The following is a 12,710-nucleotide window of genomic DNA, read 5'->3' as shown; positions in this document are numbered from 1 at the left end:
AATGACTAATATAATAAAAATAACTGATTATATGTCAGAAAATTTGATTTCTCTGAATCTAAAAGCTAAAACTAAAGATGAAGTATTATTAGAACTTTCAAAATTAATTGAAAATTCACCAAACATATTAACAAAAGGGAATACTGTATACAAAGCTCTTGTGGAGAGAGAAAAATTAGGAAGTACAGGAATAGGAAAGGGAGTAGCTATTCCCCATGCTAAAACTGAGGTAGCAGAGAAATTGACAATCGCCTTTGGAATGAGTAGAGATAAGATTGATTTTAAATCAATGGATAATGAAAAAGTAAATATTTTCTTTGTTTTTGCATCACCAAATAAAGATAGTCAAATCTATTTAAAAGTATTGGCAAGGATTTCACGTCTAATAAGAGAAGAGAGTTTTAGAGAGGGACTTCTTAATTGTAAAACAGCAAGTGAGGTAATAGATTATATTGACAAAAAAGAGAGTTGATGAGATATGAGATGTCCATTTTGTGGATCAGAGGATACTAAAGTAATAGATAGTCGTGCATTTATGGAGGGATTCTCAATAAAAAGACGTCGTGAATGCATAAATTGTGAAAAAAGATTTACAACTTATGAGAAAATAGAGGAGATTCCCCTATATATCGTAAAAAAAGATAAAAGAAGAGAGAAATTTGATAGAGAGAAACTATTAAAAGGCTTGACAAGAGCTACGATTAAGAGAAATATAAGTAGAGAAGAGATTGAAACATTTGTGTTGGAGATAGAGAAATCTATTCAAAACTCTTTAAAAAATGAGATAACTAGCAGTGAACTAGGAGAGATGGTTATGGAAAAGCTATTAAAAATAGATGAAGTAGCCTATGTTAGATTTGTTTCAGTATATAAAGAGTTTAAAGATATAGAGTCTTTTATTGAATTAGTAGAGAAGATAAGTAAGGATAGAAAGGAAAAATAGATGAGAATATTATTTATGGGAACACCAGAATTTGCAGTCCCATCTTTTGAGATACTAAATTCTGAGTATGATATAGTAGGAGCATTTACAAAAGTAGATAAGCCAAATATGAGAGGGAAAAAGATCAAGTTTACTCCAGTTAAAGAGTATGCATTAGAGCACAATATCCCTGTATTTCAACCAACAACATTAAAGAGTAAGGAGACTCAGGATTTGATAAGAGAGTTAAATCCAGATTTAATTGTAGTTGTGGCTTATGGTAAAATATTACCAAAAGAGATAATTGATATGCCAAAATATGGAGTTATAAATGTACACTCTTCATTATTACCTAAATACAGAGGAGCTGCTCCAATTAATGCAGCAATTATACATGGAGAGAAAGAGAGTGGAGTGAGTATCATGTATATAGCTGAGGAGCTAGATGCAGGTGATGTTATACTTACAGTAAAAACTGAGATAACAGATGAAGATACTTTCTTAACTCTACATGATAGATTGAAAGATCTTGGAGCTAAAGGACTACTTGAGGCAGTTAAATTGATAGAGAAAGAGGAAGCACCAAGAACAGTGCAAAATCATTCAGAGGCAACTTTTGTAAGACCTTTCTCAAAAGAGGATTGTAGAATAGATTGGTCTAGAAGTGAAAGAGAGATATTCAATTTTGTAAGAGGAATGAATCCTTTCCCAACAGCATTTACAACTTGTGAAGAGAAAATCTTTAAAATTTATGAGGTGAAGGAGAACTTTGAAACATATGAAAATGGAGTGTGTGGAGAGGTTGTAGACATCAAAAAAGGAAAGGGATTTGTAGTAAAAGTTGGAAATGGAAGTGTTATTTTAACACAGGTAAAACCAGAGAATAAGAAGTTATTAAGTGGAGCTGATATTATAAATGGCGGAATGCTAAAAATAGGCAATATTTTGAAATAGAAAGGTAGAAGAATGATAAAGTTAGATGGAAAAGAGTTAGCTACAAAAATAAAGGACAAAATTAGAGAAGATGTAATCAAGTTGAAGGAAGCTACAAATAGAGTTCCAGGTTTAGCAATAGTATTGGTAGGAGATAATCCAGCCTCAAAAATATATGTAAACTCAAAGATAAAGGGTTGTAAAGAGCTAGGATTTGAAAGCTTTGCTCATTTTTTATCTGATGATATCAGTGAAGTTGAGTTGTTAGAGGTAATAGAAAATCTAAATAAAGATGAGAGGGTAAATGGTATCTTAGTACAACTTCCTCTACCTAAACATATAGATGAGAAAAAGATTATAGATAAGATTGCTTTAGAAAAGGATGTAGATGGATTCAAACCTGAAAATTTAGGACTTCTAATGCTAAATGATGAAGACGCTATAATCTCTTGTACTCCAGCAGGGATAATGGAGATTCTAGATAACTACTCAATCTCTTTGGAGGGAAAAGATGTAGTGATGATAGGAAGAAGTAACATAGTAGGAAAACCAATGGCTAGTCTATTAATAAATAGAGGAGCTACTGTAACTATCTGCAATAGTAAAACTAAAGATCTTCAAGAGAAGACAAAACAAGCTGATATTGTTATAATAGCAATAGGAAAAGCAAAGTTTTTAACTGGTGATATGCTAAAAGATGGAGCTGTTGTAATTGATGTTGGAATAAATAGAACAGAGGAAGGTCTATGTGGAGATGTAGATTTTGTAAGTGCTAGTGAGAAATGTTCACATATAACACCTGTACCTGGAGGAGTAGGACCAATGACAGTTGCTATGTTATTCCAAAATACTTTAAGAGTTTTTAAAAAAATTAACCACATATAAAAAATAAGAAGGAGAAAAGATGGAGAAAAACGAAAAGAGAGAGTATTATATTGTAGATAAAAGAATACTTCCAAACTCTATTCAAAGTGTAATAAAGGTAAATGATTTAGTGCAAAATACAAAGATATCAAAGTATGAAGCAATAAAGAAGGTTGGAATTAGTAGAAGTACTTATTATAAGTACAAAGATTATATAAAACCTTTCTTTGAGAGTGGAAAAGAGAAGGTATTCAGTATACATATGTCTTTAGTAGATAAACCAGGAATACTAGCAAGTATACTAAATATCATAGCAGATGAAGATATGAATGTATTGACAATTGTGCAAAATATAGCAGTGGACGGAATAGCTAAATCAACAATATCAATACAGACTACTGAAAATACACTGAGAAAGATAGAGGGTATGTTGGAAAAGATATCTGAAGTAGATGGTGTAAAAGATCTAAGAATAATAGGAAGTAACTAGAAAGTTTTGGAGGAAAAGATGAAGATAGATGTTAAAACGATAAAAGAGTTGGCTGATAATATAGATAAGTACAATTTGAATGAGATTGCTTTAGAGAGTGAAGGGGTAAAATTAGTTTTGAAAAAAGAGAAACTAGTACAAGTTGAAACTCGTCCAGTACAGACAGCAATAGTTCAACAAAATACAGCTGTGGTAGAGGAAGCAGAAGAGGAAGAGGTAGTAGATACTCAAGAGAAAGAGTTTATCACAGCACCAATGGTGGGGACTTTTTATAGATCATCAGCTCCTGGTAATCCAGCTTTTATTGAAGAGGGGGATACAGTGGCAAGTGGAGAAACACTTTGTATCATAGAAGCTATGAAATTAATGAATGAAGTAAAAGCATCTAAAAAATGTAAAGTTGTTAAAATTTTAGTAGAAGATGGGCAGATAGTAAAAAAAGGAGATAAATTATTCGTAATAGAGTAGTTATTAAATTTAATGTAAATAAGGAGAGTGTAAAAAAAAGTTGGACACATACCAAAATATAGTACTATTAATTGTATTGATCCTATTGTCTGGATTTTTTTCAGCATCAGAAACGGCACTTACATCTTTCAGGAGTACTAATTTAGAGAAATTTGAAGACAATAAAGAGGGAAAAAAAGTTGAACTTTTAAAAAAGTGGTTAAAAAATCCAAATGAGATGCTTACAGGGCTTCTCGTTGGAAATAACGTGGTAAATATACTAGCATCTTCAATAGCTACTGTTGTAACTATAAATATAATGGGAGGGACATCTAGTTCCTCAGTTGCTATAGCAACAGTAGGAATGACAGTAATACTATTAATTTTTGGAGAGATAACTCCTAAGATTATAGCAAAGAATTACTCAGTTCAAATAGCAGGTGTAGTTATAAGGATCATATACCTATTGGCTTTAGTTTTAAAGCCTGTAATAAAGATTTTGATGTTTATTTCAAAATTTTTAGCAAGATTGATGGGAATAGATTTAAAAGATCAAGCTATTATGGTAACAGCTGAAGATATAAAATCTCTTGTGAATGTAGGAGAGGCTGAAGGAATAATAGAGGAAGAGGAAAAGGAGATGATCCATTCCATAGTAGGTTTTAGTGAAACAACTGCTAAAGAGGTAATGACCCCTAGAACTTCAATGTTAGCTTTTGAAGGGGATGAAACTCTAGATGAAGTATGGGATGAGATAATTGAGAATGGATTTTCTAGAATACCAGTTTATGAGGAGACAATTGATAATATAATCGGTGTTTTCTATGTAAAAGATGTATTGAGTATAGTAAAAAAAGGTGAGACAAATGTCCCTATCAAGAATTTTGTAAGACCTGGTTATTTTGTTCCTGAAACAAAATCAATAACAGAGATATTACAAGATTTTAGAAAAATGAAGGTCCATATAGCACTTATTCTAGATGAGTATGGTGGAATAGTGGGATTGGTAACAATAGAGGATTTAATAGAGGAGATCACTGGAGAGATTCGTGATGAATTTGACCATGAAGAGGACGAGTTTATTCATAAAATAGATGAGAATACTTATGAAGTTGATGGAATGTTGGACATTGAGACTCTGGACAAAGAGTTGAATATAAAATTACCTGAATCAGAGGACTATGAGAGCTTAGGTGGTTTAATCATAACAGAATTGGGAAGAGTAGCTGTTGTAAATGATGAGATCACTATTTCAGGTGTGAGGCTAAAAGTCTTGGAAGTTGAGAAGATGAGAGTAGCTAAAGTTTTAATAGAGGTAAATGCAGGAGAAAAAACTGATGATTAAAAAAATAAAATCATATTTTTATGCAGGGTTAATAGCTTTATTACCAATTATTTTAACTGTATATATTTTTAACTGGATAGTTGGAATAATGATGAATCTTTTGGGGCACTCTTTTGTAACAATAATTATAAAGGGGCTACTTCAAAGAGTTGTAGAAGATAGAAATATGGATTATTATTTCCAAATGTTAGTGTATTTAATATCATTGATCACTATGATATTAGGTACATGTTTAGTTGGATTTATATTAAAAATTATGTTTTTTGCTAAAATAATAGAGAGTTTAAAAGAGGTATTTATAAAAATACCACTAATAAAACAGGTATATACAACAATTAGCCAAATTATTGATATTACTATGTCAGATAGAGAAAAAACATATGAAAAAGTTGTAATGATAGAGTATCCTAGAAAGGGTATATACAGCATAGGTTTTTTAACTTCAGAGGATAATTACATAGTAAGTGAAGCTGTTCAAAGTGAAGAGAAACTATATAATATTTTTATACCTACATCACCAAATCCTACTTCTGGAATGTTTATAATAGTTCCACAAAAAGATGTAAAAATATTGGATATTAAGATAGATGATGCAGTAAAATTAATAATATCAGGAGGGGTGATACTTCCTCCTAAAAAGGAGATCACAGAAATTGAAGAGAAACTTGACTAATATTTTATTTTTATTGTTAATATCAGTAGCTTTTATCAGTTGTAGTAGTTTGAAAAAGAGTAAGGAAGCTGAATACTCTTTATTGAAGGGAGTAAATTACTCTCAACAGGGAAAGTACCAGAAGGGAATGGAAGAGTATCAAAAATCTTATAAGATCAATCCTAATAATGCTATTCTTCTAAAAGAGATGGGATATACTTATTATAAGTTTGGAAACTATCAGAAAGCTGAAGAGTATTGGTTAAAAGCCCTTAAATTACAACCTAAAGATGAAGGATTGATAAAAAATTTAGTAACTTTATATTTTGAAGATGGAAAATATGTTAAAAGTATCAATATGATGGGTTCTAGCTATAATCCAAGAGATGATTATTATAAAAAAATAAAAGGATTAATAGCATACAGAGAGGGGGATTATAGAAAAAGTTATAATCTCTTAAAAGATCTCTCTTTAGAGAGTTATGATACTGAAGTAGCACTTATCTATATTGATGTTCTAAAAAAAGCAGATGAGAAAAGAGAGTTATTTTATTTTCTAAAAAATATTTATCCATATTTAAATAAAGATAAAGAGTTTATACTTGGGTATTCTAGGGTGTTGAATGAAAACTTTAAGATGCCAAAAGAGAGTGAGAAGATACTACTGGAATACTTGGTAAAAAATGGAAATGATGACGAAGTTTTAACACAGTTATCTATGATATATTTGAAAATGGGAGATAAGAAAAAATCGAAAGATACCCTTAAGTTACTTGGAAATAAAGATATATTTCAAGAGAACTATAAGAATTTAGAGGGTAAATTAAATTAAAAGAATTGGAGTGAAGCGAATGAATTTAAAAGAATATGTTGCAAAAGTAGAGAATTTTCCAAAGGAAGGAATAATATTTAGAGATATAACACCTCTTATGAACAATGGAGAAGCATTTAAATTTGCTACTGATGAGATTGTAAAATTTGCTAAGGAGCAAAAAGTAGATTTAATAGTTGGACCAGAAGCTAGAGGGTTTATATTTGGTTGTCCAGTATCATATGCTATGGGAATTGGATTTGTACCAGTAAGAAAACCTAAGAAATTACCAAGAGAGGTTATTGAGTATTCATATGATTTAGAATATGGTTCAAATACTTTATGCATGCATAAAGATGCAATACAAAAGGGACAAAGAGTACTGATCGTAGATGATTTATTAGCTACAGGAGGAACTATGGAAGCTGCTGTTAAATTGGTAGAGGAGTTAGGAGGAGTTGTTGCAGGACTTGCTTTTCTAATTGAGTTGGAAGAACTTAAAGGAAGAGAGAAATTAAAAGATTATCCTGTTTTAACATTAATGAAATATTAATATTATGATGAGATAATAGGTAAAAGGTCTAAAATAACTCTTAATTATTTTGGGGTTATTTTAGATTTTTTTATAAATTTTATATGAAAAGAGGACGCTTATGAATTATTGGGAAGAGATTCTGAAAGAGATAGAGAAGAACGATTTAAAAGTAGATGTAGAAAAGATAAAGCTTGCTTTTTTCTTTGCTGAGGAGAGCCATGAGGGACAGTATAGAAAATCTGGAGAAGATTATATAATGCACCCTGTTGAAGTTACTAAGATTTTAATTGATATGAAGATGGATACAGATACAATAGTAGCAGGAATATTGCATGATATAGTTGAAGATACTCTAATAACATTGGCAGATATCAAATATAATTTTGGTGATACAGTAGCCACTTTAGTAGATGGAGTAACTAAATTAAAAACTCTTCCCAATGGTACAAAGAAGCAAGATGAGAATATAAGAAAGATGATTTTGGCTATGGCTCAAAATCTGAGAGTTATAATAATAAAATTAGCTGATAGATTACACAATATGAGAACTATGAAGTACATGAAGCCAGAGAAACAGATATCTATATCTCAAGAAACTTTGGATATATATGCTCCACTAGCTCATAGACTTGGAATAGCAAAGATAAAATGGGAATTAGAGGACCTAGCTCTGAGATATTTGAAACCAGCTGAATATATGAATATAAAGTCATTAATCGACTCTAAGAAAAAAGAGAGAGAAGAGTATATACAGGAGTTTATTGAGAAAATAGTAACCTTATTACATGAGACTGGAATAAAAGGGAGTGTAAAGGGAAGATTTAAACATTTTTATAGTATATATAAAAAAATGTATGAGAAACATAAAGAGTTTGATGACATATATGACTTGATGGGAGTAAGAATAATAGTTGATACAGAGAGTGAGTGTTATAATACTTTGGGAGTTATACACAGTCATTTTAGACCTGTTCCAGGACGTTTTAAGGATTATATAGCAGTTCCAAAATCTAATAACTATCAATCTATACACACAACAATAGTTGGACCACAAGGAAAATTTATAGAGATACAGATTAGAACAGAAGAGATGGATAAAGTAGCAGAAGAGGGTATAGCAGCTCACTGGAGCTATAAAGAGCATACAAAGGTTACTAAGAGTGATCAGGTGTATGGTTGGTTAAGAAATATCCTAGAGTTGCAAAATGAGGCTGAAACAGCTCAGGAGTTTATAGATAGTGTAACTAAAGATATAATGAATGAGACAGTTTTCGTATTTTCACCAAAAGGGGATATAACAGAGCTACCTCATGGAGCTACACCATTAGATTTTGCATTTGCAGTTCATACTCAGATAGGTTGTAAATGTGTGGGAGCTAAAGTAAATGGTAAGATAGTAACGTTGGATTATAAACTACAAAATGGAGATAGAGTAGAGATTATAACCTCTAAAAACTCAAAAGGACCAAGTAAGGATTGGTTGGATATAGTAGTTACCCATGGAGCTAAAAGTAAGATAAAAAAAGTGTTAAAAGATTTGGTAAGGGATCAAACGATAAAAAATGGTAGGGAAAATTTAGAGAGAGAGTTAGGAAAATTAGGTATATCATTAAAAGAGATGGAAGAAGATCCTATAATCAAAAAACATATGGAAAAAAATAATATATATTCATTAGATGAATTCTATTATCACGTAGGTGAGAGAAGAAGTAAAATTGATATTATTATTGATAAGTTGAGAAAAAAATTAGAAAAAGATAGACAGATAGAGAATATAGATATTGATGAGTTGATGGAGAAGAAAAAAGAGAAAACGTCATCAAGTAAAAATGATTATGGAATAGTAATAGATGGAGTTAATAATACTTTAATAAGATTTGCTAGATGTTGTACCCCACTTCCTGGAGATGAGATCGGTGGTTATGTTACAAAATTGACAGGTATAACTGTACATAGAAGAGATTGTAAAAACTTTCAAAATATGGTTGCTCAAGATCCAACAAGAGAGATAGATGTTCAATGGGATAGTAGAATAGTAGAGCAAAAAGATAATAAGTATAAGTTTACATTCAATGTATTAGTTTATGATAAAACTAATATTTTAATGAATATAATAACTCTAATAGCAAATCATAAGATACATTTAGTCACAATAAATAGTAATGAGATCCATAAAAATGGAGAAAAGTATATGAATTTCCAAATAACAATAGAGATATCAAATAAGAGTGAGTATAAATATTTATTGAGTAATCTTTTAAAGATAAAAGATGTAATCTCAGTTGATAGAATGTAGAAGTAGATAGGAGAAAATATGACAAAAAAATTACCTGTAACTTATGAGTTACAAAAAAAAGTAGGAAAGGCTAGAGCAGGGAAGATAACTACACCTCATGGTGAAATAGAGACACCTGTATTTATGCCTGTTGGAACACAAGCAACAGTAAAAGCTATGACACCAGAGGAGCTAGAAGCAATAGGATCACAGATAATTCTTGGAAACACTTATCATTTGTATTTGAGACCAAGTGATGAGCTTGTAGCTAAATTTGGTGGATTACATAAATTTATGAATTGGAATAAACCAATATTAACTGACAGTGGAGGATTCCAAGTATTTAGTTTAGGTGCTTTGAGAAAAATAACAGAAGAGGGAGTAAAATTTAGTTCACATCTAGATGGTTCTAAACACTTTCTTACTCCTGAAAAATCAATAAATATTCAAAATAACTTAGGATCAGATATAGTTATGCTATTTGATGAGTGCCCACCAGGACTATCTTCAAGAGAGTATATAATACCCTCTATTGAAAGAACTACAAGATGGGCAAAAAGATGTATAGAAGCTCATAGAAGACCAGATGAGCAAGGGCTATTTGCAATTGTTCAAGGGGGAATATATGAGGATTTAAGAGATAAGAGCTTAAATGAATTAAGTGAAATGGACGAACATTTTTCAGGATATGCTATTGGTGGTTTAGCTGTAGGAGAACCAAGAGAGGATATGTATAGAATATTGGATTACATTGTAGAGAAGTGTCCAGAGGATAAGCCTAGATACTTGATGGGAGTAGGAGAGCCACTTGATATGTTAGAGGCTGTAGAGTCAGGAATAGATATGATGGATTGTGTACAGCCAACTAGAATAGGAAGACATGGTACTGTATTTACAAAATATGGAAGATTGGTAATAAAAAATGCTATGTACTCTGAAGATGATAGACCTTTAGATGAGGATTGTGATTGTTATGTATGTAGAAACTACAAGAGAGGATACATAAGACATCTATTTAAAGCAGAGGAGATTTTAGGGCAGAGACTTGCAACATACCATAACCTATATTTCCTATTAAAATTGATGAAAGATGCAAGAAAAGCGATTTTAGAGGATAGATTTACAGAGTTTAAAGAGGAATTTATAAAGAACTACAATATGGGAAAAAGTTCTGAATGGATAAAACCTAAAAAAATAGGAGAATAATTGAGATTAGAAGAGAAAACCTTGCTTTTAGAAATAAAGTAATGTTTTCTCTTTTTTTAAAATAAAACTTGACTTTTTTAGTAAGGTATAATATAATTTCAATGTCAATAATTTAGTAATACAAATAAATGGAGAAGTGAAAAATATGATGAGAGAAATAAAATTTGATTCAACAGAGATAATAAAAGAGACAGAAGAGTTTGTAAATAGCTTTAAATCTGTAATATTAGGAACAGTATCAAAAGATGGAGAGGTGGATGTTACATATGCACCACATCTAAAGATAGATGGAGAACACTATATATATATTAGTGAAATAGGAGATCACTATACAAATTTAACAGAGAATGAGCAAAAATTTGAGATTATGTTTTTACAAGAGGAGAAAGAAGCTCTTTCAGTAATTGCACGTAAGAGAGCTAGATTCAATGTAACAGCAGAATTCTTACCGAGAGATGAGAGATTTGAAGAGATAATGGATCTATTTGAAAAAAGTGTTGGAGAGACATTTAAAATAGTAAGAAAAATGGAGGACTTCCATTTAGTAAAATTAAATGTAGTTGATGGAAGATATGTAAAGGGATTTGGACAGGCATATCTACTAAAAAATGGAGTGGCAACACAGATTACTGGAGATAAAAAAACTCATAGATAATCACAAATAAAAGGAGAAAGATAATGAGAGAGAAAATAGCAGAGTTATTAGCAAAGGATGAAAAAATTTCGTTAGGAAAGATAGCACAAGAGTTAAATGTATCTCTAGTTGATATTTATAGAAACTCACCAAGTGTTAGAAAGTATCCAGTAGAAAAGAGAGAAGAGTTATTTGAAATTTTAAGAGGTTGGGATAAGGTTTTCTTACTAGTAGTAACACCTAACTTTGTTTTAGAGATAAAGGATAAATTTCCAAAAGGGTTCTATGCTCATGGATTTCTAAATTTTCATGACAATGATTCATCAATAGGTGGACATTTAAGTGTAGATAAGATAAAAGAGATATTCTTAGTGGAAGATATTATGTTTGGTAGAAAAAGTTGTTCTATAAAATTCTATGGAGAGGATGAAAAAGAGATCTTTGCAATCTATGTTCCTAGAGATGAAAAGAAAGAGCTAATAAAAGAGTATTTAGACTGTTTTTACTCATTAGCATAATTTAGGAAAAGGAAAATTTTAAGATGTATGCTTAGGATTTTCCTTTTTTATTTTTTTGAAGAAGATTGATAAAACTAAGTTTGAAGAGTATAATAGAGAGAGGTTAAAATAAAATATTGTTAGGGGTAGAAAAATGGGAAAAAATAAAAGAAATGGAATGGTAGCTTCAATAATTTTAGTGGTAGTAGCATTGGTGTGGGGAACGACATTTGCAGTGATAAAAGATACTTTGGGAGTAGTAAAACCGTACTCTTTAATGATGTTTAGATTCAGTTTTTCAGCTATACTTTTGAGTTTGTTATATTTTGGAAAAGTAAAAAATATGAAAAAAGTAGATCTTAAAAGAGGGGGAATAATAGGAATTTTTATGTTTTTAGCTTTTTATTTTATGATAATTAGTATAAGATTTACAACAGCTTCAAAGTTTTCCTTTATAATTGCTTCATATGTACTTATTGTTCCGTTTCTATCTTGGATAATAAATAAGAAAAAATTGGATAGATATACAATAGGCAGTGCAATAATAGCTACTGTTGGACTAGGTTTTTTAACAATTGAAAAAGGTGTGGACTTTAATATTTGGGATTTAGTAGCTGTGTGTTGCTCTTTCTTTTTTGCAACTCATATGGTAGCTATAGAGAAATATAGTGGTGACTCAGATCCTATAGCATTAACAATTCTTCAATTCATAGTAACTGCTATTCTCTTTATAGTTTTAACTGGGGTGACAGAGGGATATAATCTATCTATTCTGCCAGATATAAAATGGACTTTGGGTTATTTAGTTATAGTGAGTACAGTGATTCCTTTTGCTATACAGAATATAGTTCAAAAATATATATCTTCAACAAGAACAGCATTGATTTTAACTTTACAATCTGCTTTTGGATCTGTATTTGCTATATATTACTTAAATGAAAAAATGACAAAACAAGTAGGAATAGGGTGTCTTTTGATATTTGTAGCTATTATGATTCAAAATTTGAAGGGAAGGGAGTGAGAATAAAAAAACACTCCTTCATCCGAAAGAGTGTAATAAACAGATGGTGCCTAGAAATGGATTCGAACCATCGACCGT

General features: G+C 30.7%; 15 protein-coding genes. All 15 read left to right on the top strand.

Annotated features, from left to right (window positions below; all coding sequences use genetic code 11):
• Position 1: 1 nt before the first annotated feature.
• The 15 genes from ABNK64_RS06580 (at position 2) to ABNK64_RS06510 (ending at position 12,632) form a co-directional block, all read left to right on the top strand.
• Positions 2-472, top strand: a complete 471-nt coding sequence (locus ABNK64_RS06580) for a PTS sugar transporter subunit IIA (RefSeq protein ID WP_291256797.1) — start codon at positions 2-4, stop codon at positions 470-472.
• Positions 473-478: 6 nt separating this feature from the next.
• Complete coding sequence (nrdR, locus tag ABNK64_RS06575) at positions 479-943, top strand: transcriptional regulator NrdR (protein WP_300340259.1); 465 nt, start codon at positions 479-481, stop codon at positions 941-943.
• A complete protein-coding gene (gene fmt / locus ABNK64_RS06570) occupies positions 944-1,876 on the top strand; it encodes a methionyl-tRNA formyltransferase (RefSeq protein ID WP_291256799.1) in 933 nt (310 codons plus the stop codon).
• Between the two features lie 15 nt (positions 1,877-1,891).
• Entirely contained in the window at positions 1,892-2,740 is an 849-nt protein-coding gene (gene folD / locus ABNK64_RS06565; RefSeq protein ID WP_349763889.1) for a bifunctional methylenetetrahydrofolate dehydrogenase/methenyltetrahydrofolate cyclohydrolase FolD, read from the top strand.
• Between the two features lie 19 nt (positions 2,741-2,759).
• Positions 2,760-3,209, top strand: coding sequence for an ACT domain-containing protein (locus ABNK64_RS06560; protein ID WP_291256800.1), 450 nt, complete (start codon positions 2,760-2,762; stop codon positions 3,207-3,209).
• Between the two features lie 18 nt (positions 3,210-3,227).
• Positions 3,228-3,677: an acetyl-CoA carboxylase biotin carboxyl carrier protein gene (gene accB / locus ABNK64_RS06555; protein ID WP_291256801.1), complete on the top strand. Its 450-nt coding sequence runs from the start codon at positions 3,228-3,230 to the stop codon at positions 3,675-3,677.
• Positions 3,678-3,717: 40 nt separating this feature from the next.
• Entirely contained in the window at positions 3,718-5,001 is a 1,284-nt protein-coding gene (locus tag ABNK64_RS06550; RefSeq protein WP_300340253.1) for a hemolysin family protein, read from the top strand.
• Entirely contained in the window at positions 4,994-5,674 is a 681-nt protein-coding gene (locus ABNK64_RS06545; protein ID WP_291256803.1) for a DUF502 domain-containing protein, read from the top strand. Before ABNK64_RS06550 ends, ABNK64_RS06545 begins: the two co-directional genes overlap by 8 nt.
• Positions 5,655-6,485: a tetratricopeptide repeat protein gene (locus ABNK64_RS06540; protein ID WP_349763870.1), complete on the top strand. Its 831-nt coding sequence runs from the start codon at positions 5,655-5,657 to the stop codon at positions 6,483-6,485. The genes ABNK64_RS06545 and ABNK64_RS06540 overlap by 20 nt, the downstream gene beginning before the upstream one ends.
• A gap of 19 nt (positions 6,486-6,504) precedes the next feature.
• Complete coding sequence (locus ABNK64_RS06535; RefSeq protein ID WP_291256805.1) at positions 6,505-7,017, top strand: adenine phosphoribosyltransferase; 513 nt, start codon at positions 6,505-6,507, stop codon at positions 7,015-7,017.
• Between the two features lie 100 nt (positions 7,018-7,117).
• On the top strand, positions 7,118-9,295 hold the full coding sequence (locus tag ABNK64_RS06530; RefSeq protein ID WP_349763869.1) for a RelA/SpoT family protein: 2,178 nt from the start codon (positions 7,118-7,120) through the stop codon (positions 9,293-9,295).
• A gap of 18 nt (positions 9,296-9,313) precedes the next feature.
• Positions 9,314-10,480: a tRNA guanosine(34) transglycosylase Tgt gene (gene tgt, locus ABNK64_RS06525; protein ID WP_291256807.1), complete on the top strand. Its 1,167-nt coding sequence runs from the start codon at positions 9,314-9,316 to the stop codon at positions 10,478-10,480.
• 145 nt (positions 10,481-10,625) lie between these two features.
• Positions 10,626-11,135, top strand: coding sequence for a pyridoxamine 5'-phosphate oxidase family protein (locus ABNK64_RS06520; protein ID WP_291256808.1), 510 nt, complete (start codon positions 10,626-10,628; stop codon positions 11,133-11,135).
• 23 nt (positions 11,136-11,158) lie between these two features.
• A complete protein-coding gene (gene hutX, locus ABNK64_RS06515; RefSeq protein WP_291256809.1) occupies positions 11,159-11,632 on the top strand; it encodes a heme utilization cystosolic carrier protein HutX in 474 nt (157 codons plus the stop codon).
• Between the two features lie 133 nt (positions 11,633-11,765).
• Positions 11,766-12,632 (top strand): DMT family transporter, encoded by an 867-nt coding sequence (locus tag ABNK64_RS06510; RefSeq protein WP_349763868.1) that lies wholly within the window; start codon positions 11,766-11,768, stop codon positions 12,630-12,632.
• The last annotated feature ends 78 nt before the right edge of the window (positions 12,633-12,710 follow it).

The sequence above is a fragment of the Fusobacterium sp. SYSU M8D902 genome (assembly GCF_040199715.1).
Lineage (GTDB): Bacteria > Fusobacteriota > Fusobacteriia > Fusobacteriales > Fusobacteriaceae > Fusobacterium_A.
The sequence above is the reverse complement of the archived record's forward strand: the minus strand, read 5'-3'. Positions and strand labels throughout refer to the sequence as shown.

Coding starts and splice junctions, on each gene's coding strand:
- ABNK64_RS06580 (WP_291256797.1), top strand. CDS start 2: ATGACTAATATAATAAAAATAACTGATTATATGTCAGAAAATTTGATT.
- nrdR (WP_300340259.1), top strand. CDS start 479: ATGAGATGTCCATTTTGTGGATCAGAGGATACTAAAGTAATAGATAGT.
- fmt (WP_291256799.1), top strand. CDS start 944: ATGAGAATATTATTTATGGGAACACCAGAATTTGCAGTCCCATCTTTT.
- ABNK64_RS06560 (WP_291256800.1), top strand. CDS start 2,760: ATGGAGAAAAACGAAAAGAGAGAGTATTATATTGTAGATAAAAGAATA.
- accB (WP_291256801.1), top strand. CDS start 3,228: ATGAAGATAGATGTTAAAACGATAAAAGAGTTGGCTGATAATATAGAT.
- ABNK64_RS06545 (WP_291256803.1), top strand. CDS start 4,994: ATGATTAAAAAAATAAAATCATATTTTTATGCAGGGTTAATAGCTTTA.
- ABNK64_RS06535 (WP_291256805.1), top strand. CDS start 6,505: ATGAATTTAAAAGAATATGTTGCAAAAGTAGAGAATTTTCCAAAGGAA.
- ABNK64_RS06530 (WP_349763869.1), top strand. CDS start 7,118: ATGAATTATTGGGAAGAGATTCTGAAAGAGATAGAGAAGAACGATTTA.
- tgt (WP_291256807.1), top strand. CDS start 9,314: ATGACAAAAAAATTACCTGTAACTTATGAGTTACAAAAAAAAGTAGGA.
- ABNK64_RS06520 (WP_291256808.1), top strand. CDS start 10,626: ATGATGAGAGAAATAAAATTTGATTCAACAGAGATAATAAAAGAGACA.
- hutX (WP_291256809.1), top strand. CDS start 11,159: ATGAGAGAGAAAATAGCAGAGTTATTAGCAAAGGATGAAAAAATTTCG.
- ABNK64_RS06510 (WP_349763868.1), top strand. CDS start 11,766: ATGGGAAAAAATAAAAGAAATGGAATGGTAGCTTCAATAATTTTAGTG.